Source organism: uncultured Neptuniibacter sp. (assembly GCF_947498015.1).
GTDB lineage: Bacteria > Pseudomonadota > Gammaproteobacteria > Pseudomonadales > Balneatricaceae > Neptuniibacter.
This window is the reverse complement of record NZ_CANMIR010000005.1, coordinates 286,037-308,923: the sequence shown is the minus strand read 5'-3', so window position 1 is coordinate 308,923 and position 22,887 is coordinate 286,037. Positions and strand designations below refer to the sequence as shown.

Genomic DNA, 22,887 nt, shown 5'->3' with positions numbered 1-22,887 from the left:
TTCTGGTTCTGGTTCTGGTTCTGGTTCTGGTTCTGGTTCTGGTTCTGGTTCTGGTTCTGGTTCTGGTTCTGGTTCTGCAATTGTATCTTCTACAGGCTCCAGCCCCAGATCAACTGGCTCTGGCTCTGGCTCTGGCTCTGGCTCTGGCTCTGGCTCTGGCTCTGGCTCTGGCTCTGGCTCTGGCTCTGGCTCTTCAGCCAATGTTGCCACCGTCACATCAATCTGTTCTATAGATACTTCTACTGAAACAACCTCCTCTTCAGGAAATTGTTCATTAATCGCTTCGATCTCAGCTTTCGTATCTATGCCCGCATCAGGATCTGAGAGTAATGATTCAAGGTAGTCAAAAACCAACTTCTGGACATTATGGACCTCATCCGTCTGCGGCAGGTTCTCTTTGGATTTACTCATAGAACCTCCTGTTTCTGACGCTCTAACATTGACCTCAGGATCCGCGCATATGAATGAACGCCCCGACTTCCCGAATCCAAAACTGAGGGCACGACCCCCTGGATACTGGCATTGCGGAATTTCGTATCAACCGGAATCACTGCATTTGATATCTCATCAGGATAACTATGATGCAACTCCCTGAGACTACTAACTGATGCCTGAGTTCGACGATCATAAAAAGTCGGGATGATCGTAAAGGATAATTTATTGCTACGGGCGCGGTTGATCATATTGATAGTTCGCACCATGCGCTCAAGCCCTTTAAGAGCAAGAAATTCAGTCTGGACAGGAACCAGCAGATGCTGACAGGCCGCGAGGGCATTCACCATCAGAACCCCCAATACGGGTGGGCTATCGATCAATACATAATCATAACGATCTTTTACATGGGCCAATGCCTTCGCCACCTGAAGCCCCATCCCCTCTTCACCAACTGCCTTACGCTCTAACGTAGCCATCGCTGTTGATGCGGGTATGAGTTCAATTCGCTCATGACTGCTCCGGAGAAGTAATCGGGTTACATCCTCCTTCTGTACTTTCCTATCACCTGTAAACAGATCATAAACACTGTCATCAAGCTCATCAGGATCGTAGCCAAAGTAGCTCGTCAGCGATCCATGCGGGTCAAGATCTATCAATAAAACACGGTAACCAACTTCCGCAAGCAAGCCCGCTACGGTTACGACTGTCGTTGTTTTACCGACCCCACCTTTCTGGTTGGCCACAGACCATACATGCATCTATCTATCTTCCTGTTGAGAGGGCTCGGGCTCTGCTCTACGGAACAAAACACCACCATCACCGGTTTCAATCTGTTCAATGACAGGAATAACCTCCTCTTCTGGATTCGCCAGCAGTGTAGATATCGCATCTTCACTTACCTGCTGACTTCCGAAAGAGGAGATCAACCTTCGTACCTTTTCATCGCGTGAGACTACAATCAGAACACGTCGATTCAGACGCTGTCCCTCTGCCGTTCTATTGCTGTAAGCGGGCTGAAATTCGCCATAGCCCACTGCGGCCATACGCTTAGGGTCTACCCCAAACTGCGCTAGCAATCTGACCACTGCAGCAGCCCTGGCAGCAGATAACTCCCAGTTAGAGGGATACGCATCTGTAGAGATCTGTTGGTTATCAGTAAAGCCCTCTACATGAATAGGGTTAGCGTCTCCCTTCAGCAACTCCGCTATTTTTTCCAATAACTGATCTGCCAGGATATTAGGCAACGCACCACCGGACGAAAACAGATAGCTGGACCTTAACTCTATAGCGACCCAAAGATCATTTCCGGTAACAACCAACTGCCCTTCATCTACTAATTGGGAGAAATTGACTTTTAAGGTTTCCTCTAAAGCATGCAGAGATTCTGTCTCTTTCTGATCCGGTGGCGCAATCGTCACTTTAGGCGCATCCAAGTCGGCGTTACCACCGGCAAAGATACCTATCCCACTCTCACTCCGTCCCAGCCCTGGCGCATTGTTGATATCAATCGCCTGATCCAAACCCACAAAGACTCCGGACAGCGCTTCCGTCAAACTTTTATATTTCTCTTCGTTCACTGAAGAGATCGCATACATAACAACAAAAAAAGCGAATAGCAGAGTAATGAAGTCAGCATACGAAATAACCCAACGGTCATTGCGGATACTATCTTCAGGTAATCTGCGGCGAGGCATAAATTATCTCATATATCCCTGAAGGCGCTGTTGAATCGCTTTGGGGTTTTGCCCTTCTGCGATAAACATCAGTCCCTCTAACACCATCTCCTGATGCTGGTAGCGCATTAGCACCAGGGTTTTAATCTTATTTGCCACAGGTATCAGAAACAGATTCGCAATCCCTATACCGTATATGGTTGCGACAAAAGCGGTTGCTATGCCAGCGCCAAGCCCATCTGGATCAGAAAGATTACTCATAACATGAATCAAACCCAGCACAGCTCCAATAATGCCAAGTGTAGGCGCATAGCCGCCCATGCTTTCAATCACTTTTGCGCCCTGAAGATCGCGCTGCTCCGACGTGATCAAGTCCACCTCTAATGTACTTCGAATGACATCAGAGCCTTTACCATCGACTAACAGTAACAAGCCTGTTTTGACAAAGGGGTCTTTCTCTTTTTCAGCCTCTTTCTCAAGTGCGAGTAGCCCCTTGCGACGCGCGACTATACACCATTGCACAATTTTATCGATGCTGCCTTTAACATCCTGCTGATTATCCCCAAATGCCCAGCCGATCAATTTAACAGCACGAGATACATCCTGACGGGGCGACTGGATAATAGCTGCAGCCAGAGTCCCCAGAATGACGATTGCGGCAGCTGGCAGGTTTAATAGTTCCTGAAACTGCCCCCCTTCTAGGAAGTTACCCCCAAGTACTGCTGCAAAAGCTAATAAAACACCTAATATCGCTGTTATATCCATATTCTGCTACCTGCTTCCACTCAGAATCGGACCAAATTCGCTGAGATCCAGTATCTGATCTGCCAATCCCGCATTTATCACAGCTTGCGGCATACCATAGATCGTACAGCTCTCTTTATTTTGAGCCCACATGGTAGCGCCCTGTTGACGTAACAGCTGAGCGCCATCACAGCCATCAGCCCCCATCCCTGTCAGTATTATTCCCAGGACATTTCGACCAAAACTCTTGGCCACAGAAGCGTACGTCACATCGACACTGGGTTTATAGGTTAACCGTTCATCACCCGGCATAATTCGTATTTTATTCGGGTTTCGGGGATCGATAATCATCTGGTGCCCCCCAGGTGCAAGGAGCGCCCGACCCGGGAGAAGAGCATCACCATCCTCCGCTTCTTTTACTGCGATATTGCACTGCTGATCTAAACGCGAGGCAAAAACACATGTAAAAGTTTTTGGCATATGCTGAACTAATAGGATTGGATGAGGAAAGTTAGCTGGCAGCTGTGTCAATATCTGCTGAAGAGCAGCAGGCCCCCCTGTTGAGGACCCGATCACTACAATTTTACAACCGGAAGGGATCACAGCTTTAGAGAAGGAACGGCGCTGAGCAATAGGAGTATCTACCTGAGGACGGCTCGATGCTAACGGAGCAGATTTACGCGGAGATGGCGTCACATTTGCGGGTGATTCACCCACAGTTCGCCTTCCAGCCAAAGGAGATCTTCGGGCAGCAGTTTCAGGTTTGGTCTCTGGCTCAGGCCTGAAAACCATAGACTTACCGGACACAGAAGAAGCAGGTGATGATATAAACGAACTACGCTGTTTTGCATGGCGTGAACGTCCCAATTCAACCACTTTGTCCCTAAGCTGTTTCTCAAGCGAAGCTGAATGTTCCATCCAGGCTCGCATATCTTTGGAGAGATAATCCAGTGCACCCGCTTCCAAAGCCTGTAATGTCACCTGAGCCCCCTCATGAGCAAGGGAAGATAACATCAGGATATTGGTAGGCGCTTCTCTCATTATGATACGGACCGCTTCAATGCCATTCATCTGAGGCATCTCAACATCCATCGTAATGAGATCAGGTTTCAGCCTTTTTGCCTGCTCGACACCCTCTTTTCCATTCTGAGCCGTGCCGACTACCTCGATACGGTTATCCCCGGACAAAAGGTCACTTATGCGGTGACGAAAAAAACCTGAGTCATCAACAATAAGGACCTTAACCGGCATCAATTACTCTCCCATCACGCGCCATCAGGAAGCGTAATGTTTCAGAAGATTTGGGATATCAATAATCAACGCAATACGGCCATCACCGGTAATAGTTGCACCGGATAACCCAGGCGTTCCATGCAAGATTGTACCTAAAGGTTTAATCACAACCTCTTCCTGACCCACCAGCTGATCCACCACGAACCCAACTCGTTGGGTTCCAACTGTTACGATCACAACATGTCCCTGCTCAGGCAGATCAGCGGACTGCTGTCCATCGATCAACCATCGTTTAAGATGGAAAAGAGGCAGCGCCTGATCTCGAACGATGATCACTTGTTGCCCATCAACAATGTTGGTCTTAGTCAGATCCAGGTTAAATATCTCATTTACATTCACCAATGGTAATGCAAACGCCTGATCTTCTAGAATAACCATCAATGTTGGCATAATCGCCAGTGTCAACGGCACCTGGATCGCGATCCTGGATCCCTGACCGATTACAGAATCGATGTTCAGAGTACCATTCAACTGTGTGATCTTCGTCTTAACCACATCCATGCCAACACCACGACCTGAGACATCAGAGATCTCTTTTTTCGTGGAAAAGCCAGCAGCAAAAATCAGGTTAAAACATTCCTGCTCTGTCAGACGGCGTGCAGCTTCAGCATCCATCATGCCTCTTTCTATCGCCAGGTTACGCAGTTTCTCCGCGTCCATGCCTGCGCCATCATCCTGAATAATCAGTAGGATATGGTCACCTTCCTGCTCTGCAGATAGCAAGACATGACCTTCTCGCGGCTTACCTGCTGCTTCGCGAACATCCGGTGATTCTATTCCGTGGTCAACTGCATTACGGACCAAGTGAATCAAAGGATCCGCCAGCGCTTCAACCAGGTTTTTATCCAGATCGGTCTCCTCCCCTCGGAGCTCCAGACGGATCTCTTTCTTAAGATTACGGGAAAGGTCACGAATCAATCGAGGGAAACGGCCAAACACTTTTTTAACCGGCTGCATACGGGTTTTCATAACAGACATCTGAAGATCTGCCGTTACCATATCCAACGTACCTAACGCCTTAGCCATCTCCTCATCTTCGCGGGTAACCCCGAGACGGACAAGTCGGTTTCGAACCAGAACGAGTTCACCAACCATGTTCATAATTTTGTCGAGTAAGCGCGTATCGACACGCACATTACTTTCAGCCTGGGGCTTCGCCTGTTGATGAGCAGCTTTAACAGCAGCCGCAGCAGCACTCTCTTTAGCTTCAACAGGTACCGGAGATGCAGCTTTCGGCTGTACTACTGGCGCTGGAGCAGCTTTTGGTTCAGGTGCCGGGGCTGGCGTAGGAGCCGGTGCCGGTGCCGGAACTGCTGCTGGGGCAGAAAACGCGCCTTTGCCTTGAGATTGCAACTCATCCAGAAGCGCTTCAAACTCATCTTCGGTGATCAGATCTTCATTTCCGGCAGAGGCTGGAGCTTCTGAACTAGCTGGCGCTTTAGTGGCGACAACATCTGCGCTAGGGCCTTTACCCACACCATGCAACTCATCTAGCAGCGCATCGAATTCATCTTCAGTAATCAAGCCGTCATCAGCTTCTACAACCGGAGCGGTTCCGCCGCCCAGATCACCCAACAACATATCAAATTCATCATTGGAGCGATCACCCGCTTCTGTTACAGGCTTATCTATTACGGCTGGAGCTGGCTCAGGCACAACAGCCGCTGGCGTTTCTTCAGCGACTGGAGCAGTACCATCGGTAAACGCAGTCAGGGCGCCAATCAACTGTGGATCCGCATTTTCCGGTTCCAAACCAGCACGTACAGCATCAAACATAACATTGACGGTATCCAGAGCCTGTAAAACAACATCCATCAGCTCTGGGGATACTTTAATCTCGCCGTTACGCAGCATGTCGAAAAGGTTTTCTGCCTTATGACAGCAATCCACCATCGGATCAAGCTGTAAGAAACCTGCTCCACCTTTAACCGTATGGAAACCACGGAAAATGGCATTTAGCAGATCACTGTCATCCGGACGCTGCTCCAGATCGACCAACTGCTCAGACAATTGCTCAAGAATTTCTCCTGCCTCAACAAGAAAGTCCTCAAGAATCTCCTGATCCACATCCAAACTCATATGGCGCTCCTCTTAAAAACCCAGACTGGATAACAAGTCATCAACTTCATCCTGGTTACTAACAACGTCAGCGCTGTCTTTATTAACCTGCGGACCTTCAGCCTGAATAGGATTCTTTTTATTAGTTTTTGCAACTTCCTGAGAGCCCGGCTGTACCTCTATTCCCGAGAGCTTTTCAACCTTAGCAGCCATCTCCATCAAGCTAATCAGGTGAGTCTCAACATTAGTTACCAGATTAATCACACGACGAATTAATTGCCCTGTAATATCCTGATAACTTTGCGAAACAACGATATCTGTTAATTCGGTACGCAATACCCCGATAGTTTTCTCAGATTCCTCTTTCACGGCGCAGGTACGATCATAGACGCCATTGAGCGAGTCATGCTCTTTCTCAAGCTGGCCCACCAGTAACAGAAGGTCTTTGAAGCGCTCACTTTGTGAATCTAATTTATCAACCAGAGCTAACGCTTTATCCACACGATCCATTGTCTCATGTGCATTTTTTTCCGTAACTTCAATCACATAATTCAGACGATCTGCTGCATCCGCTTCTTCAGCAGCGGTTTCATCCCCCATCTGAAGCCCTGCACCCAACTCATTGGAAAATGCTTTTATCGCTTCATGCAGTCCCCGGGTGAGGTACCCAACTTCCGAAAAGAATGTTTTATGTCTGAATTCATGAAGTTCATGAATTATATCCATGGCACTGGACAGATCGCCCTCATTCAGTACAGAAACAAGTTCCTGCGCTTTTGATTGCAATTCTGTTTCAAAATGCTCCGAGCCCTTGCCTGTTACTGAAATCATTACAAACCGACCTTACTCTGTTAACCCAGGCGTTCGAAGATCTTATCGATCTTTTCCTTAAGTACTGCAGCGGTAAAAGGCTTAACTACATAACCGTTAACCCCCGCCTGTGCAGCAGCGATAATCTGTTCTTTCTTAGCCTCTGCCGTGACCATCAAAACCGGCATATGCGCCAGGTTAGGATCAGCACGCACCTCTTTCAACAGATCAATGCCCGTCATGCCCGGCATATTCCAGTCAGTTACCAGAAAGTCAATTCCACCCTGCTTGAGAATTGGCAAAGCGGTCTGACCATCATCCGCTTCCTGGACATTTGTCATACCCAGATCGCGTAATAGATTTTTTATAATTCGTCTCATTGTAGAAAAATCATCTACAACAAGAATTTTCATGTCTTTATTCAAGACAGCCTCCCGTTAGAACTACGCAACTTTTTGAGTCTACACTAAATTACTTCAATTACGTTGAGTCTAGTCAACTCCAATTACTGCCAGTCACTCAGCCGGGAACGAAGCCTGAGCGCTGCCTGGCTATGTATCTGACTGACTCGTGACTCACTTACACCTAATACCTGACCTATCTCTTTGAGATTCAACTCCTCATCATAATAGAGTGCCAAAACTAATTTTTCCCTCTCAGGAAGATTATCTATGGCTGAACTCAACGCACGAATAAACGATTCACGCTCAAAATTTTGATTAGGCCCCGGATCATCGTTTGCAAACGCTTCACCCGGCCCCTCATGATGAGGGTTAACCATCTCCTCAAAACTGAACAGCCGGCTGTCCTGCGAATCTTTCAGCAAACTGTGATAATCGTCGACACTGATTCCCATCTCACGAGCCACCTCGGAGTCGGTTGCATCTCGTCCAGTACGGGATTCTACCTGCTGAATAGCTTCAGTCACACGGCGACTATTACGGTGGACAGATCGCGGAGTCCAATCTCCCCTGCGAACCTCATCAATGATGGAACCCCGAATGCGGATTCCGGCGTAGGTCTCGAAACTTGCCCCTTTCGAGGCATCATATTTCTTTGCAGCCTCCAAAAGGCCAATCATTCCAGACTGAATCAGGTCATCCAAAACCACAGTAGACGGCAGGCGAGCCATAAGATGATGTGCAATCCGTTTGACTAGCGGCGCATACTGCTCGATCAGCTCTTCACTCGATTGTAATTGCAGCTGGTTGTACATACCGCCTCTACTGTCAATCCGATGGGCGCGCTCCCTGAACAAGCCGCTCAACAAAAAATTCTAAATGTCCACGGGGCACAGTTTGCACAGGCCACCCATTTACTTTATTCGCTAATTGGCGATATGCCAAGGAGACTTTACTCTTTGGAAAAGCTTTTAAAACAGCAACTTGACGCTGAACAGCCTTACGCACGTTTTCATCATAAGGGATTGATCCCACATATTGAAGAGTGACATCGAGAAAGCGGTCGGTAACTGTGAGCAATTTACCAAACATATTCCGCCCTTCCTGCTCACTTCTGACCATATTAGCCAGCACTCGGAAACGCGTCATTTTATAATCACGATTTAACAATTTTATTAACGCATAGGCATCTGTAATGGAGGTAGGCTCGTCACAGACAACGACCAACACCTCCTGCGCAGCTTTAACAAAGCTTACAACGGAATCTGAGATTCCCGCTGCAGTATCGATGAGTAAAACATCAATCTCATCAGCCACTTCATTAAAGGCGTGGATCAATTCAGCATGCTCATGAGCAGAGAGCGCGGTCATCTCCTGAGTGCCTGAAGATGCAGGTACGATCCTAAGATTATCATCAACATCAAGCAGGATATCTTTTAAACCACAATCGCCATCCAACACATCTGCAATCGTCTTTTTCGGTCGCAATCCCAGCATCACGTCGACATTTGCCAATCCTAAATCGGCATCCATCAGGATTGATTTCTGCCCTAGATCTCCAAGAGCCAATGCCAGATTCACCGACACATTCGTCTTCCCTACACCGCCCTTGCCGCCTGTAACCGCAATTACCTTAACGGGTTTATGTTGATTCATTACGCTTTCCGCCATTAACCCGTTTTATATATTGAATCGAGCGCTGATGATTTTTTCTCAGCCTCAATAGCTCGTTGAGCCGTAATCACAGCCCGACTGACCAGATCATGTTTTTGAGCAATATTCAGATCATCAGGAATCCGCTGGCCATCCGTTACATATGTAACAGGCAAGCGTTTTTCAACAATTAAGGAGATCGCCTCACCCAAACTGCCTGACTCATCCATCTTACTGAGCACACAGCCATTCAAACCCAAGCCCTGATATGCATTAAATGCCTGCTCAACAACCCGTCGTTGACTACTACAGGAAACCACTAGCAGCTTCTTCAAACGCAAAGTGACACTTCCCAGCATCTCAAGCTGAGCCTGACTGTGAGGCTCCTGCGCATTCAAGCCCGCGGTATCAATCAGCACCAACCTTTTATTACGCAAAGAATGAAGCACCTCATCCAGGCCATTACGCTCATCAACAACCCGTACCGGCACATCAAGGATCCGGCCAAATGTTCTTAACTGTTCATGCGCTGCAATTCGGTAGGTATCGGTTGTCACCAAAGCCAGGCTGGAGCTTCCATATTTCAGTACATAACGGGCTGCCAATTTACCAATTGTGGTCGTTTTACCTACACCCGTAGGCCCGACAAACGCAATCATTCCGCCACGTTCAATAAAATCCTCTCCCGTGACAGGAATAGAATCTGATAGTCGAGTCAGCGCATGCTTCCATGCCTTATCCGTGGGCAGCCCCACTTCTTGCGTTGCCACCAGGTGAGTCGATAATTTTTCACTAACGCCTAACAGCTCAAGTTTTTTCTGCAACGGCGGTTTTTCAGGTGCTGAAACTGTATTTGCACTCAGCACCTGCTGACTGAGCAGATTTTTAAGTTGTGCAATCTCATCCTGCATTGACTTAATCAACTGATCATTTTCAGGACGTTTAGGGGTAGGTATGGGTGGAGGAATGGAAGCAGCTAGCTCTTCGCCGAGGTCAACAGCAAAGTTATCGACCTCATCTCCTGCTGAACCACGCATAAAATTCTGATGCGCTTCATTCGCCTTTCTCTTTTGCCGCTCTTTAAGCGAAGAGAGTATCGCGCGGAGGTCTTCATCAGTCTGCTCAATCTGCTTATTGACATGCGCACCGCCAATATTTTGACTAGACTGCTGCTGAGCTTCTGCAATCTGCATTCGCGCTTTCTGTAACTCTTGTGACAGACCGCTTCCCTGCCCACCGGTTAAAACGTTAATCTGCTCCTGACGCTTATCCACACTCGTCTTAGCGGTAGAAAACTCCTGCTGGGCCATCTCATAATCATTCTCATGAGCAGCCACGACCTCTACACCACCCGCAACCCTATGGTTAGAGATAATGACAGCATCAGGACCGATCTCATCTCTGACTCTTCGCATCGCTTGGCGCATATCCGGCGCAAAAAAACGTTTAACCTTCATAATAATTCCTTATCGGCCATCCACGACTTAGCTGAAGCGCAATCAAACATCACCTTCACCTCCAACTGTCGCCACAATGGTGACCTTCTTATTTTCAGGAATCTCCTGGTAGGAGAGCACATTGATCTGATGCTCTCCATATCGGACAAATTTTGACATGAGCGGCCTGACAGGCGCTGCAACTAATAATACCGAAGGCCGCCCCATCATCTCTTGCTGTGTAGCCGCTTCGGATAACGATTTTTGTAATCGCTCAGCCATCCCAGGCTCAAGCACTAATCCGTTATCCTGTCCCTGCTGAACAGAGTTTAGCAACAGCTGTTCTAATTGAGGGGCCAGCGTAATCACTGGCAGCTCAGATTCCGATCCATTGATATTCTGCACAATCAATCGAGAAAGCGAGACACGCACTGCAGCCGTAAGCGCCAGCGGATCCTGAGTTCGATTCACGGCATCAGCCAACGACTCAGCAATGGTTCTGAAATCTTTTAGAGGCACCTGCTCCATCAGCAGATTCTGCAATACCTTCAAAAGGATACTGAAAGATAATTTTGCCGGCACCAACTCTTCAACAAGTTTAGGTGAGGACTTAGTCAGCATATCAAGAAGCTGCTGTACCTCTTCATGCCCCAATAACTCATGCGCATGCGATTGCAGCAACTGATTCATATGCGTTGCAACCACTGTAGAGGCGTCAACCACTGTATATCCAAGCGACTGAGCCTGCTCTTTCTGCGACTGTTCAATCCATATCGCATCCAAACCAAACGCCGGGTCTTTAACTTCTACGCCCTGCAACTTACCGAAGACCTGACCCGGATTAATCGCAAGTTCTCTGTCAGGGTAAACCTCTGACTCACCTACAACCACGCCCATCAGCGTAATTCGGTATGCGCCAGGTAGCAGATCAAGATTGTCACGAATATGCACTGAAGGCACCAAAAAACCCAGGTCCTGAGATAGCTTCTTACGCACACCCTTGATTCGGCTCAGCAACTGCCCACCCTGCATTTTGTCTACCATCGGAATCAGACGATAGCCTACTTCCAGGCCGACCATATCCACGGGCATCACATCATCCCAGTCCAGCTCACGCTTCTCGGACTCGTCATCCTGAGGCAGCTCCGCCTCTTCTCGAGCCTGCTCCTCTTCCTCAACAGCCTTTTTAGTTTTCAGCCTGTAGATCCACCACGCTCCGCCCGCTGCGATAAACGCCAGTGAGAGGAATGCGACATGTGGCATACCAGGAATAATCCCCATTATTGTCAAAATACCCGCAGCAACAGCAAGCGCCTTAGGGGAGGCAAACATCTGCGATATAACCTGCTTACCCATATCATGAGATACATTCTGACGGGTCACCATTATCGCAGCAGCAGTCGATAAAAGCAGTGAAGGCACCTGAGCGACAAGACCATCACCGATTGTAAGCAGCGAGTAGAAACGCATCGCAGTTTCAAAATCCAGATCATGTTGCATCATTCCGATGCCAAGCCCACCAAGCAGGTTGATAACAAGGATTAAGATACCGGCTACTGCATCACCTCGAACGAACTTAGAAGCACCGTCCATCGATCCATAAAAGTCTGCTTCCTGAGTTACATCTTCGCGCCTGGCTTTAGCCTCTTCCTGACCGATAAGCCCCGCATTGAGATCAGCATCAATGGCCATCTGCTTACCCGGCATCGCATCCAGGGTAAAACGGGCACTCACCTCTGAGATTCTGCCCGCACCTTTGGTAACAACCACAAAGTTAATAATGATCAGAATCATAAAGACAACAAAGCCGACCACGTAGTTGCCCCCGATTACAACTTCACCGAAGGCTTCGATCACCTTACCGGCCGCATCCCCCCCTTCATGGCCATACAGCAGTACTACACGAGTTGAAGCGACATTAAGAGCCAACCTCATTAAGGTTGCTATCAGGATAATTGTGGGAAAGATTGCAAAATCGAGGGGACGGCTTGAGTAGACACAAACCAACAAAACGACGATGGACAGGGCAATATTAAAGGTAAACAGAACATCAAGCAGAAACGGTGGTACCGGCAATGTCACCATCGCCAGGATAACAAGCAGCAACAGAGGGACACCGAGATTGCCCCGCCCCGCACTGCGAACATTATCAAAAATTACCGCTCTATCCACCGAGCCACCAAACCGTCAAAAAAACAACAAATAAAAATTAAAATCGCCTAAAAAGATAACCCAAAGGGCAGAACACCCATAATACGCTATTTTTTTGACGCATATCCACATCAACTTGTTATTTTTGCAATAATTACGCCAGTTACAGGTCGTCTTGATACTCTTCTGGTATTGGAAGTTGATCCACCTGTATATCACTCGGTTTCTCAGCCGCTTGCTGCTTATGACGCTTAAGCTGGAAGACGTATGCCAATACCTGAGCAACCGCCATATACAGCCCGGCAGGCACCTCTTCATCGATTTCGGTGAAATTATATAAAGCACGTGCCAGAGGGGGTGCCGACAAAATCGGGACATCGTGCTCTTCAGCTATCTCACGAATTTTAAATGCGACAAAATCCGCCCCTTTTGCCACAAGCACAGGCGCCCCTCGGTTTTCCGCGTCATATTTCAATGCAACGGCGTAGTGAGTCGGGTTGGTGATCACCACATCCGCCTCAGGCACATCTTTCATCATCTGACGTTGAGCAATCTCACGCTGCAATTGCCGTATTCGCCCTTTGACCTCAGGCTTACCCTCCGTATTCTTCATCTCATCCTTAACTTCCTGCAGGGTCATCTTCATCTTTTTGGTATAGTCGTATAGCTGATACGGCACATCGACGATTGCCACAAGAATCAACACAGCACTCAACGCCATAAATACCCAGATAATGATATCTAAAGCAGCATCGATGGCTGGCCGCGCCTCAAATGTCGCTAATGCAAGAATATCCCCTCTAATAGTCCACAGGATCAGAATGGCAAAACCGCCAACAAGGGCAAATTTTGCTATCGCCTTGAACAGCTCCACTAATGACTTAAGTGAAAACATCCTTTTGATCCCTGCCAAGGGATCAATCCGGCTGCCTTTAGGCGCGATCGATTTTCCACTAAAATTCCACCCCCCTAAGGCGATAGGGCCAATCAAAGCGGCCAGAACTAACGTTCCAAACACACCCGCCAACCCCTTAAGCGCCTCCAGCGCCGAAAGCCCAAAGTGAGAAAAAATTTTATTTGTATCGAATATAGCCTGGCGATCGAGAATAAAGTTACTCTCCATCATCCCCAGCAAGCTATTTGCCAGTTGAGAGCCAAAAATAATGACAGAGAACACCGCTGCCATCAGAACCAGTGTCGTAGTCAACTCTTTTGATCGGGGAACATCGCCCTTCTCCCTCGCCTCCCGTATTCGCTTGGGCGTGGGATCTTCGGTTTTTTCCTGACCTGACTCTTCTGCCATCGCTATTGATACCTACAGAAAAATTGTCTCTATGTAGTCAAGCACAAAGCTTGAGATCCGCATGTACTGATCGAGAAATCCACCCAGATTGACCCAGTTGATAAACAGACCTAACACCATTGTAAAAGGGAAACCAACTGCGAGGATATTTAACTGCGGAGCTGCACGAGACATAATACCGAACGCCATATTCACAACAAGCAGAGCGGTTACAGCAGGCAACGCCATCAACATTGCGGCCGAGAACATCCAGCTTCCAGCCATAACCACTCGCCAGTAACCATCACGTTCAAGTGCCTGAAGACCAACAGGCACCACTTCAAAGCTCCTCACGATCACTTCAATCATGATCAGATGCCCATTCATGGCAACAAATATCATCATAATCAACGTCAGATAGAACTGACCCAGCATAACCACAGAGATGCCGTTTGCAGGATCGGTCATCGACGCAAAACCCAGACCCATCTGCATCGCAATCATCTGCCCACCCAACACAAAGATCTGGTAAAAAACCTGAAACAGAAATCCGAGCATCGCACCAATAAGGATCTGCTGCCCAATAATCAGATAACTATTGAAATTCAGCCCATCAAAATCTGGCATTTCAGGCAATAACGGCGCGATTATCATCGTCACAGCTAATGCCAGCATCAAGCGAATACGAGCATTAACCAGCTGACTACCTAAAAGCGGGACCGCCATAAAAAAAGATGCGATACGGAACAGAGGCCACAGAAAAGCAGAGATCCACTGCTCTATCTGCAAAACACTCAGCTCAAACAACGGATCAACCTATCAGGTAGGGAATGCTTTTCACCAGATTAGTGAAATGCTCTGTTAATTTTTGGAGGATCCAGGGCCCCGCCCACATAATGACAAGAATGGTAACCAGCAACCTTGGCAGAAAACTCAGGGTCTGCTCATTGATCTGCGTAGCCGCCTGAAAGGTTGCTACAACTAAACCGACAAGAAGACTTGGAACAATAATGACTGATACCAGCAGGACGATAAGCCAGAAAGCCTCAGCAAATAAACTGAGCACTACCTCAGGTGTCATGAGATCCTCCTAAGAAAAGTCGCTAAATACCAAAACTGGCTGCCAACGTTCCAATTACAAGAGCCCAGCCATCTACTAGAACAAATAGCATGATCTTGAAAGGAAGGGAAATGATCACGGGAGACAGCATCATCATACCCATCGCCATAAGGACACTGGCTACTACGAGGTCAATGATCAGAAATGGGATAAAGAGCATAAACCCGATCTGGAATGCGGTTTTCAGCTCACTGGTTACAAAAGCAGGCACCAATACAGTGAAAGGGATCTGTTCAGCGCTTTCAACCGCAGGCGAACCAGAGATTCGCATAAACAGTTCCAGATCACTCTCTCGGGTCTGCAACATCATAAAATCCCGAAACGGGACGCTGGCGACCTTAAACGCCTCAAACACCCCTAACTCTTCATTAACATATGGCTGCACTGCCTGCACATAAACCTTATCCAGTACCGGTGTCATAATGAAGAGAGTTAAAAACATCGCCATCCCCACCATAATCTGGTTGGAGGGTGTCTGCTGCAAGCCTAATGCTTGTCGCAAAATTGCAAATACAATGATGATTCGCGCGAACGAGGTCATCATCATGACCATAGCTGGCAGGAATGTCAGCATAGTCATCAGCGCAAGCACCTGCAGGGTTACGCTGTAACTTGTTTCTCCGTTTTCCCCCTCTGTCAGGGTGATTGCAGGGATCCCTACATCTGCTGCGGAAACATAGCCAGAGAAAAATAAAGACAGACTGATAAGCAATAGAGGAAACAACCTACTCATCTTTCCCCTTTCCTATCTTTTTCCCCATCACATCATTCAGTTTTTCAGCAAAACTTTCAGGTTTAGTAACATCCACTCCGGCATCTTTATCAAATGTGTGAAGATGCGAGACACGACCGGGGGCCACCCCTAGTAAAATCTGTTGCTCGCCCACTTTAATCAGTACCGCTTTTTCTCGTGTACTTAAGGGGAGAACCCCGAGCACCTGCATATACTTTGTTACCGGGGATAGCCCCGAAAACCGTTTAAACAGCCAGGAGAGTATAAAAATAAGAGCGATAACCACCAACAAGCCCACAACCAGTTGCGACAGGGCTTCTGAGGAGAAGGGCTCTTGAAAGGCAGGAGCGACAGAAGGTTGTGCGGTTGAGGCTGGCACAGCCGCATAGGCGATAAAGGGTGTAGCACTGCCTATCAGAAGAACCAGTAATCGCATCAGCATTATTTCAGACGTTTGATACGTTCTTGCGGACTAATCACATCTGTCAGGCGAATGCCGTAACGGTCATTCACTACGACCACTTCACCGTGGGCGATCAGGGTACCGTTAACCATTACATCCAGAGGCTCACCCGCCACACGGTCCAATTCAATAACCGAACCCTGATTTAACTGTAGCAAGTTACTGATCGGGATATCCGTCTGCCCAACCTGCATCGAGAGTGTAACCGGAATATCGAGGATCACATCCAGCTTAGGATCAGAAACCGGCGTTCCTTCATCCATTAACTCATCGAGTTCAACTGAAGTACCTGCGACTCCTGTTGCAGCAAGCAGCTCATCCGGGTCTACCGATTCCCCGTCATCACCTTGCTCTTCCATAGCAGCGGCCCATTCATCTGCCAGTGCTTGTTGGTCTTCAGTTTCATCACTCATCAATCAAGTTCTCTTAAATAGGTCTTACTGGCACCGCTATTTAGGACGGTGAATCTGATCCACAATTTTAACTGCAAGATTGCCACGAGATACCCCCATAGTACAGTTATATACGGGTACCTTATTTGCCTTCAATTCAAATACCTCAGGTAATTCAATCGGGATGATATCACCGGCTTCCAGCTCGACAACATCTCGCAATGTCATCTCCTGCTCAGCCAGTGTCATCTCCAGAGGAAGCGCCGCCATCAAGATATCTCTCTGCAGTGCAACCTGCCAGCGCTCATCTTTCTCATCTTCACTATTCTGGAAGCCTGAAACCAGTAGGTCCCTGATCGGCTCCAACATCGAATAGGGCATTGCCACATGAAACTCACCAGAGCCTCCCTCCAGATCAACCTGGAAGGTACTGACCACAACCACTTCGGTAGGATTGATCACATTGGCCATCGCCGGATTCATCTCATGACCGAGATGCTCAAACGTAAGATCTTTGACCGGGCTCCAGGCCTCTTCCAGATCAAGGAAGAACTGCTCTAAAGCTTTATGAATCAGTCGTGTCTCTGTCGGAGTAAAGTCACGTCCCTCAATTTTGGCATGCCGACCATCACCGCCAAAGAAGTTATCCACCAACTTGAATACTAATTTAGCATCCATGATGAACAGAGCGGTCCCTCGTAACGGGCTGACACGGATCAGATTCATACTGGTAGGCACGTAGAGCGTATGAATATAGTCGCCATACTTCATCACCTGTACGCCACCAACGGTCACATCCGCCGCACGCCGCAACAGGTTAAAAAGACTGATTCGGGTATATCGTGCGAAACGCTCGTTTATCATCTCTAACGTTGGCATCCGCCCACGAACAATACGTTCATGGCTCGCCAAGTCATACGAACGAACATCTCCTTCGTCGACCTCTTCCTCTTCTGTCTCTACGTCACCATCATCTACACCATGAAGTAACGCATCGATTTCATCTTGTGAAAGAAGATCTTTAACCGACATTTACAGGTCTACCTCACTGAAATAGTGCTGCATCATTGCATCACCATATTGGTGAAGAGAATAGTCTCAACACCGGGCTTACCAATTTTTTCCTGCATCAATTCGCGCACAAGGTCAGTTGCACTCTGTCTTAGTGCTTCTTTACCTTCGATAGATTGTAACGTCCTGAAATCCTGCGTACTAAACAAGTTATTTAATCGCGACACAATCAGAGGCATATGCAGCGTCATTGCATCCGCAACCGCCTGATCTCGACTTTTTGCCTCTACGTAAAGCTGTATGTAATGTGGACGTTTATCTTGTGACTGCAAAGTAACAACAAACATGGGCTTCCCTCCCATGGTACGGACTTTGGTATAGATCGCGTCGGCTCTTACAGGCTCAGCCGGAGCAGCCTCTTCGGCGGCCGGCTCATCACTTCCCCCCAGGAAGAATAATGCAGCGGCAGCACCGCCCCCCCCAACTACAACCAGAGCCAGAACGGCAATAATGATCAGCTTCAGCTTGGAAGATTTTTTACCGCCCTCTTCAGCGCTTTGTTCTTGCTCTTCAGCCATTCATCAATCCTCAAAAACACCCGGCACGACAGAAAATCCAATCGCGCATTGCAATATTACTTATGCGCCTAATATAACACACTGTTTTTAAGGCTGAAGATCAACACCTAACAAAAACAGAGATTTAACCAGCTATTTATCGCCCCACTTCAAGTTATCTATGCATAGTAATCGACCAGAGATACCGTCCGCGCCCCAGATGCCTGATTTACCTCTTGATCATCAGCCATCCCCTGAGCGGCATAATCACCTTTTGCACCTTGATGTTCAGCCATCTCCTCTCTCTGCTGCTGTGAAGACTGATCTGAAACCGAGGAGTCCTGTAATGCCAAACCTTGCTCCGCAAACATTTCACGCAGACGCGGTAAACTTTGTTCAACCGCGTCTCTGACATGCGCATGAGGCGAGGTGAAATTCAAACTAACCTGATCCTGATTAACACTGATCCGTACTTGTAACGATCCAAGCTCTGGGGGATCAAGTTTGATTTCCGCTACTCTGGAGCTTTGCGCCGCAATCATGATCGCTCTTTCTCCCAACGCATTTTTCCAGGCTGGAGTATTGATCTTGACCTGCCCCGGCATCATCAATGTTTGTGCGTCAGCAGCATTTTTCTGAGCCTGTGTTGGCTGAGCAGCATTCTGCAGCGCTGCTGTAGCCTGCTCTGCAACTTTATCTACAGCTTGACTTAACCCTGTATCAACTTTTTCACCCGCAGCTATTTTCTGCATCAGCTGCTGGGTCATATCAAGGGCGGTCTCAATCTTCTTCGGTGCCAGATCTAACATAGGGGGTGTGAAATTTTGGTTTGCAGAAACCCGCTCTCGTCCAGATGAAACATTAGCCTGCTGAGTTTCAGCTAGAAGCCGCTCTAATGACTCATCCCGATGTATATTGACCTGAGGCTGACCTTTTTCTGTAGCTCGGGCTGCGCGCATCAACTCTCCATTCGCCAATTCGCCCTCCCTATCGGTGACAGGAACTCCAACAGCAGGTTGAACCTCTGCTTTCCGGTTAGTATTGGCCAGTGCGACGTCAGACTGAACAACACCCGGAGCAACCTGAGCCGGCTTTACTGCCGGTTCTGAGCCCATCGTACGCCCTGAAGAACTATCAGCGTTTTGTAACGCAGCTCTTTCTGTTGTTTGGCCCGCACCGATCTCAACTTGTGGAGATCTCTGCAGCGGTTCCCTTGATAAGCTGGAAGCTTTCAGATCGGGTTGTGATAATGGGGGTTGTGACAATGGGGGTTCTGATTTAACGGTTTCCGGTTGTGTTGGAACAACAGGCTTAGCGGCTACTGCCTCTCTTTCAGCATCTACCAATAAAGATCCGGCACTATCGACTACGTTTGAGGCTCCATTACCACTCGTCAGTTTTGCAGAGCCCTGTTCAGGTTCAGGTGATCTACCAACACTCCTATCGACTAATTCATCAGGAGTACGTTTTTGTGCATTTGGATCAACCGAAACGGTTACACTGTGTCTCGGCTCTTGTCCCTCAAGCAACACTCTATCAATCTCTACGTTCGCCGCTTGAGGTGCTTTGTTGTCACTCTGCTCTGATATAGCATCAGCATCATCTAAAGAAGAAACAACGGCAACTTCAGGCAGATCTATCCGTGAACTCTCTGGTAGCAACTCCTCTTGTTCAGAGTATTGCTTCAACGCTTTGGCCAACTCTGCACCCAGCCCCGGAGGCAATCCAACAGCTTCAGGATCTCCCACCTGTTCAAGCAGATAAGCAACCTGAAGCAACTGAGCTTTTGTAGCATTTTCCGGTAGTAACGATGAACTCTCCTGCGGCAACCCCTCTCCCGAAGGCGGCAAAGAAGCGCCGTTCCTAAAAGCGGCAGGTACCACACCACCCTGCCCCTGTTGATTCAGCAGAGAACCAAAACTATTAAAGAGAGGTGCTGCTGCCCCCCCAACTGGCGCACTCTGGGGCGGTACAGATATATTCAGAGATAGGAGTCCACCACCAGTGGACAGAGACATTTGCTCGCTCATTTCAGGCTCCTGTTGATAATGCCTGAATGATAAAAAGCAAAAATAGGGCCAACTTATATATAACTAGGCTTTGCTACCTGCGAGCGCTCATCAAGCTGCTTCTGGAGTGATTTTTCCTCAGCATCTTCTTCCGACTTAACAGCCGCTGCAGTCAGTTTTTGAATCCCTTTAGCCTTTGCATAAGCCGCCTTCCAGTGCTGCTCAACTACTTCGAGCTCTCTGCGATTTTGCTCCATTGCATTGAGTTGAGCCTGTTTGGCATCCTGAATCTTCTGCATAAACGCCTGCTGCGCATGCAGTTGGGCACCGGTATACCCTTCAGCGTTTGAACCAAGATAGTTCTGCTGATACTCACCCATGTATTGATCGAGCTGAGCCATCGTAACCCGGTCCTGCTCAACACGCTGACGACTGGCAGCCAGATACTGGTCGGCCTGCTGCTTCTTTTTTTCAGCCAGATCAAGCACTAACTGTAAACGCTTTGATCGCTTCTTCATTTTTGCAGACCATTAGTTACAGGGCGGTGAAGTTGCTGGTCAGCCGCAGGCTGTGGATTTGTTGGCGGGGCAGACAACACCATCACCATCTGTTGCATAGATGTTACCAGAGGAAAAGCTTCATCAATTCCCTGTCGAAGATACCCGTTCAGAGATGGCAGGTTATCGATCACAAAATCGGTATCTGGATCACTCCCCTTCACATAGGCCCCCACATTAATCAGATCTTCATTCTGACGATACTTGGAGTATAGCTGCTTAAACCTCATCGCTATCTTCAACTGATCAGGCTCTACAATTTGTGGCATAGCACGACTGATAGATGCTTCAATATCTATCGCTGGATAGTGGCCCTGTTCAGCCAATTGACGCGATAGCACAATGTGCCCATCAAGAATAGCGCGTGCCGAATCAGCTACCGGATCCTGCTGATCATCACCTTCCGTTAATACGGTATAAAACGCTGTTATTGAGCCGCCACCGGCTTGACCATTACCAGCTCGCTCAACCAGTTTAGGAATTTTAGCAAACACTGAAGGGGGGTACCCTTTAGTGGCCGGCGGTTCACCCACAGCCAGCGCAATTTCACGCTGAGCTTGTGCGTACCGGGTCAGGGAATCCATCAATAACAATACATTTTTGCCCTGATCACGGAAGTATTCAGCAATTCGTGTAGATAACTGTGATGCCCTGAGCCGCATCAGTGGTGAGTCATCCGCCGGAGACGCAACCACGACTGAACGCTTTAACCCCTCTTCACCCAAACTCTGCTCGATAAACTCTTTAACCTCACGACCACGCTCGCCGATCAGCCCAACAACAATGATTTCAGCTTCAGTAAAACGTGTCATCATGCCGAGCAGAACCGACTTACCGACACCACTCCCCGCAAACAACCCCATGCGCTGTCCACGTCCAACGGTCAACAGACCATTAATCGTTCTGATACCAACATCGAGAGGCTGTTTTATCGGATCGCGCAACAACGGATTGATCACTTCACCCGAAAGACCTGTCTCAGCTTCCGGTACCAGTGCTCCCTTGCCATCAATCGGCTTACCAACACCATTCAGCACACGCCCTAACAGAGACATCCCAACAGGCACTTTCCCCATCGCAGCATGGGCGATAACGCGGGTTCCCGCCTGAAGCCCATCAATCGGGTAGAGCGGCATCAGATAGATACGATCACCAGAGAAACCGACCACTTCAGCTTCCACCAGGTTATCTGCAGCCAGTTCAATGAAGCAGCATTCACCAACAGCACACTTAATACCTACAGCTTCGATGGTGAGACCGATCATACGTGTGATACGGCCCTCAATGCGTGGGGGGAGATGGTTCAGGGGTTGTGAGAATCGAGACAGCCGATCCAGTATGTTACTCATGGGGATCAGCCGGAACTGCTAAGGCATTGCGATAGAACTGATCGACGACATCGGCAAAGTTTGCAGCCACATCATTCTTGACCAGAGTACTTGCGGTGATCAACTGATAATCCCCATCCGAAAGCTGCTCATTAACCTCGAAGTTCAAACTAATATCCGAGGGTAGGGGCATATTTTCAAGATGCTGAATATCGGCTGGGCTTGCACGCAGAGTGACCCTACCTAAGGGCTCAGGGAGCTGAGATAGGGCTGCCTGGATAGATTGCTGAATAAGCTCAGGGCGAAGTTTAAGTTCAGCCCCAATAACGGCTTCAGAAAGAGAGGTTACCAACTTCAGTAATTGCTCCTCCAACTGATCTGTCTGATCTTTCAGCGGGGATTCGAATTCCAGTAACATCTCACCAAGGATTTTATGCAAGCGTTGCACTTCGCCCTCACCCTTAGCAAAACCCTCTTGATACCCTTTAGCCTCACCCTCTTTAATTCCTTGAGGCATCCCCTCCTCAATACCTTTGAGCCGCCCCTCTTCAAGACCTGCCGCTAAACCCTCAATACGGGCGGATTCACGAATCTCTTCGAGTTCAGAAACAGTAATCTTTTCAGCGGCAATTACCTCCTCTACAACAGTAACAGGCGCGTTTTTTTGCGCTAAAGCCACTGAGGAGGGCTCCGTCATCTGAGGAAGATCCCATCCGGAGAGCGCTATAGCCTCGTCTGCCCGGATACGTTTATAAGGTTTGCTGCTGTCTGACATAGTTCA

At 48.3% G+C, this 22,887-nt stretch carries 24 protein-coding genes; all 24 read right to left on the bottom strand.

The genetic code is table 11. From position 1 onward, the window contains the following. The coding region (locus Q0882_RS09100; RefSeq protein ID WP_299180466.1) for a hypothetical protein at nucleotides 1-411 on the bottom strand (411 nt) is incomplete at its 3' end. After that, nucleotides 408-1,193: a ParA family protein gene (locus Q0882_RS09095; RefSeq protein WP_299180463.1), complete on the bottom strand. Its 786-nt coding sequence runs from the start codon at nucleotides 1,191-1,193 to the stop codon at nucleotides 408-410. The genes Q0882_RS09095 and Q0882_RS09100, both read right to left, overlap by 4 nt. After that, on the bottom strand, nucleotides 1,194-2,129 hold the full coding sequence (gene motD, locus Q0882_RS09090) for a flagellar motor protein MotD (RefSeq protein WP_299180459.1): 936 nt from the start codon (nucleotides 2,127-2,129) through the stop codon (nucleotides 1,194-1,196). It abuts the gene before it with no gap. A 3-nt stretch (nucleotides 2,130-2,132) separates the two neighbouring features. Continuing rightward, the gene (locus tag Q0882_RS09085) at nucleotides 2,133-2,873 is read right to left on the bottom strand and encodes a flagellar motor protein (RefSeq protein WP_299180456.1); all 741 of its coding nucleotides are present in this window, start codon (nucleotides 2,871-2,873) and stop codon (nucleotides 2,133-2,135) included. 6 nt (nucleotides 2,874-2,879) lie between these two features. Further along, entirely contained in the window at nucleotides 2,880-4,103 is a 1,224-nt protein-coding gene (locus Q0882_RS09080; RefSeq protein WP_299180453.1) for a chemotaxis response regulator protein-glutamate methylesterase, read from the bottom strand. A 24-nt stretch (nucleotides 4,104-4,127) separates the two neighbouring features. Continuing rightward, nucleotides 4,128-6,224 (bottom strand): chemotaxis protein CheA, encoded by a 2,097-nt coding sequence (locus tag Q0882_RS09075; protein ID WP_299180450.1) that lies wholly within the window; start codon nucleotides 6,222-6,224, stop codon nucleotides 4,128-4,130. Between the two features lie 12 nt (nucleotides 6,225-6,236). After that, nucleotides 6,237-7,034 carry a protein phosphatase CheZ gene (locus Q0882_RS09070; RefSeq protein WP_299180447.1) on the bottom strand — a complete coding sequence of 266 codons (798 nt, stop codon included), beginning with the start codon at nucleotides 7,032-7,034 and terminating at the stop codon, nucleotides 6,237-6,239. A gap of 20 nt (nucleotides 7,035-7,054) precedes the next feature. Next, nucleotides 7,055-7,438, bottom strand: coding sequence for a chemotaxis response regulator CheY (gene cheY, locus Q0882_RS09065; protein ID WP_366915923.1), 384 nt, complete (start codon nucleotides 7,436-7,438; stop codon nucleotides 7,055-7,057). 80 nt (nucleotides 7,439-7,518) lie between these two features. Beyond that, the gene (locus tag Q0882_RS09060) at nucleotides 7,519-8,229 is read right to left on the bottom strand and encodes an RNA polymerase sigma factor FliA (RefSeq protein ID WP_299180444.1); all 711 of its coding nucleotides are present in this window, start codon (nucleotides 8,227-8,229) and stop codon (nucleotides 7,519-7,521) included. Nucleotides 8,230-8,242: 13 nt separating this feature from the next. After that, a complete protein-coding gene (locus tag Q0882_RS09055; protein WP_299180442.1) occupies nucleotides 8,243-9,070 on the bottom strand; it encodes a MinD/ParA family protein in 828 nt (275 codons plus the stop codon). Nucleotides 9,071-9,084: 14 nt separating this feature from the next. Beyond that, the gene (flhF, locus tag Q0882_RS09050) at nucleotides 9,085-10,524 is read right to left on the bottom strand and encodes a flagellar biosynthesis protein FlhF (protein ID WP_299180440.1); all 1,440 of its coding nucleotides are present in this window, start codon (nucleotides 10,522-10,524) and stop codon (nucleotides 9,085-9,087) included. A gap of 42 nt (nucleotides 10,525-10,566) precedes the next feature. Then, nucleotides 10,567-12,675 (bottom strand): flagellar biosynthesis protein FlhA, encoded by a 2,109-nt coding sequence (gene flhA / locus Q0882_RS09045; protein WP_299180437.1) that lies wholly within the window; start codon nucleotides 12,673-12,675, stop codon nucleotides 10,567-10,569. Nucleotides 12,676-12,817: 142 nt separating this feature from the next. Beyond that, nucleotides 12,818-13,957, bottom strand: a complete 1,140-nt coding sequence (gene flhB / locus Q0882_RS09040; RefSeq protein ID WP_299180435.1) for a flagellar biosynthesis protein FlhB — start codon at nucleotides 13,955-13,957, stop codon at nucleotides 12,818-12,820. 12 nt (nucleotides 13,958-13,969) lie between these two features. Continuing rightward, nucleotides 13,970-14,743, bottom strand: coding sequence for a flagellar biosynthetic protein FliR (gene fliR / locus Q0882_RS09035; RefSeq protein WP_299180431.1), 774 nt, complete (start codon nucleotides 14,741-14,743; stop codon nucleotides 13,970-13,972). A gap of 4 nt (nucleotides 14,744-14,747) precedes the next feature. Then, nucleotides 14,748-15,017 carry a flagellar biosynthesis protein FliQ gene (gene fliQ, locus Q0882_RS09030; RefSeq protein WP_299180427.1) on the bottom strand — a complete coding sequence of 90 codons (270 nt, stop codon included), beginning with the start codon at nucleotides 15,015-15,017 and terminating at the stop codon, nucleotides 14,748-14,750. A 22-nt stretch (nucleotides 15,018-15,039) separates the two neighbouring features. Then, nucleotides 15,040-15,789 (bottom strand): flagellar type III secretion system pore protein FliP, encoded by a 750-nt coding sequence (gene fliP / locus Q0882_RS09025; RefSeq protein WP_299180424.1) that lies wholly within the window; start codon nucleotides 15,787-15,789, stop codon nucleotides 15,040-15,042. Then, complete coding sequence (gene fliO / locus Q0882_RS09020) at nucleotides 15,782-16,225, bottom strand: flagellar biosynthetic protein FliO (protein WP_299180422.1); 444 nt, start codon at nucleotides 16,223-16,225, stop codon at nucleotides 15,782-15,784. Before fliO ends, fliP begins: the two co-directional genes overlap by 8 nt. A gap of 5 nt (nucleotides 16,226-16,230) precedes the next feature. Continuing rightward, on the bottom strand, nucleotides 16,231-16,665 hold the full coding sequence (gene fliN, locus Q0882_RS09015) for a flagellar motor switch protein FliN (protein WP_299180420.1): 435 nt from the start codon (nucleotides 16,663-16,665) through the stop codon (nucleotides 16,231-16,233). A gap of 36 nt (nucleotides 16,666-16,701) precedes the next feature. Further along, a complete protein-coding gene (fliM, locus tag Q0882_RS09010; protein WP_299180418.1) occupies nucleotides 16,702-17,676 on the bottom strand; it encodes a flagellar motor switch protein FliM in 975 nt (324 codons plus the stop codon). 32 nt (nucleotides 17,677-17,708) lie between these two features. Beyond that, nucleotides 17,709-18,233, bottom strand: coding sequence for a flagellar basal body-associated FliL family protein (locus Q0882_RS09005; protein WP_299180416.1), 525 nt, complete (start codon nucleotides 18,231-18,233; stop codon nucleotides 17,709-17,711). A 158-nt stretch (nucleotides 18,234-18,391) separates the two neighbouring features. Continuing rightward, complete coding sequence (locus Q0882_RS09000; RefSeq protein ID WP_299180414.1) at nucleotides 18,392-20,242, bottom strand: flagellar hook-length control protein FliK; 1,851 nt, start codon at nucleotides 20,240-20,242, stop codon at nucleotides 18,392-18,394. A gap of 53 nt (nucleotides 20,243-20,295) precedes the next feature. Then, nucleotides 20,296-20,739: a flagellar export protein FliJ gene (gene fliJ / locus Q0882_RS08995; RefSeq protein WP_299180411.1), complete on the bottom strand. Its 444-nt coding sequence runs from the start codon at nucleotides 20,737-20,739 to the stop codon at nucleotides 20,296-20,298. After that, nucleotides 20,736-22,127, bottom strand: a complete 1,392-nt coding sequence (fliI, locus tag Q0882_RS08990) for a flagellar protein export ATPase FliI (protein WP_299180408.1) — start codon at nucleotides 22,125-22,127, stop codon at nucleotides 20,736-20,738. Before fliI ends, fliJ begins: the two co-directional genes overlap by 4 nt. After that, complete coding sequence (locus tag Q0882_RS08985) at nucleotides 22,120-22,881, bottom strand: FliH/SctL family protein (protein ID WP_299180405.1); 762 nt, start codon at nucleotides 22,879-22,881, stop codon at nucleotides 22,120-22,122. Before Q0882_RS08985 ends, fliI begins: the two co-directional genes overlap by 8 nt. Nucleotides 22,882-22,887 lie beyond the last annotated feature (6 nt).

Bases quoted from the DNA above. Each gene is read 5' to 3' on its own strand.
- fliQ (WP_299180427.1), bottom strand. From the start codon at position 15,017: ATGACACCTGAGGTAGTGCTCAGTTTATTTGCTGAGGCTTTCTGGCTT.
- Q0882_RS09060 (WP_299180444.1), bottom strand. From the start codon at position 8,229: ATGTACAACCAGCTGCAATTACAATCGAGTGAAGAGCTGATCGAGCAG.
- Q0882_RS09095 (WP_299180463.1), bottom strand. From the start codon at position 1,193: ATGCATGTATGGTCTGTGGCCAACCAGAAAGGTGGGGTCGGTAAAACA.
- fliP (WP_299180424.1), bottom strand. From the start codon at position 15,789: ATGAGTAGGTTGTTTCCTCTATTGCTTATCAGTCTGTCTTTATTTTTC.
- Q0882_RS09000 (WP_299180414.1), bottom strand. From the start codon at position 20,242: ATGAGCGAGCAAATGTCTCTGTCCACTGGTGGTGGACTCCTATCTCTG.
- fliI (WP_299180408.1), bottom strand. From the start codon at position 22,127: ATGAGTAACATACTGGATCGGCTGTCTCGATTCTCACAACCCCTGAAC.
- Q0882_RS09055 (WP_299180442.1), bottom strand. From the start codon at position 9,070: ATGAATCAACATAAACCCGTTAAGGTAATTGCGGTTACAGGCGGCAAG.
- Q0882_RS09005 (WP_299180416.1), bottom strand. From the start codon at position 18,233: ATGGCTGAAGAGCAAGAACAAAGCGCTGAAGAGGGCGGTAAAAAATCT.
- Q0882_RS09075 (WP_299180450.1), bottom strand. From the start codon at position 6,224: ATGAGTTTGGATGTGGATCAGGAGATTCTTGAGGACTTTCTTGTTGAG.
- motD (WP_299180459.1), bottom strand. From the start codon at position 2,129: ATGCCTCGCCGCAGATTACCTGAAGATAGTATCCGCAATGACCGTTGG.
- Q0882_RS08985 (WP_299180405.1), bottom strand. From the start codon at position 22,881: ATGTCAGACAGCAGCAAACCTTATAAACGTATCCGGGCAGACGAGGCT.
- fliJ (WP_299180411.1), bottom strand. From the start codon at position 20,739: ATGAAGAAGCGATCAAAGCGTTTACAGTTAGTGCTTGATCTGGCTGAA.
- fliN (WP_299180420.1), bottom strand. From the start codon at position 16,665: ATGAGTGATGAAACTGAAGACCAACAAGCACTGGCAGATGAATGGGCC.
- flhF (WP_299180440.1), bottom strand. From the start codon at position 10,524: ATGAAGGTTAAACGTTTTTTTGCGCCGGATATGCGCCAAGCGATGCGA.
- fliO (WP_299180422.1), bottom strand. From the start codon at position 16,225: ATGCGATTACTGGTTCTTCTGATAGGCAGTGCTACACCCTTTATCGCC.
- Q0882_RS09070 (WP_299180447.1), bottom strand. From the start codon at position 7,034: ATGATTTCAGTAACAGGCAAGGGCTCGGAGCATTTTGAAACAGAATTG.
- Q0882_RS09085 (WP_299180456.1), bottom strand. From the start codon at position 2,873: ATGGATATAACAGCGATATTAGGTGTTTTATTAGCTTTTGCAGCAGTA.
- Q0882_RS09080 (WP_299180453.1), bottom strand. From the start codon at position 4,103: ATGCCGGTTAAGGTCCTTATTGTTGATGACTCAGGTTTTTTTCGTCAC.
- fliM (WP_299180418.1), bottom strand. From the start codon at position 17,676: ATGTCGGTTAAAGATCTTCTTTCACAAGATGAAATCGATGCGTTACTT.
- flhB (WP_299180435.1), bottom strand. From the start codon at position 13,957: ATGGCAGAAGAGTCAGGTCAGGAAAAAACCGAAGATCCCACGCCCAAG.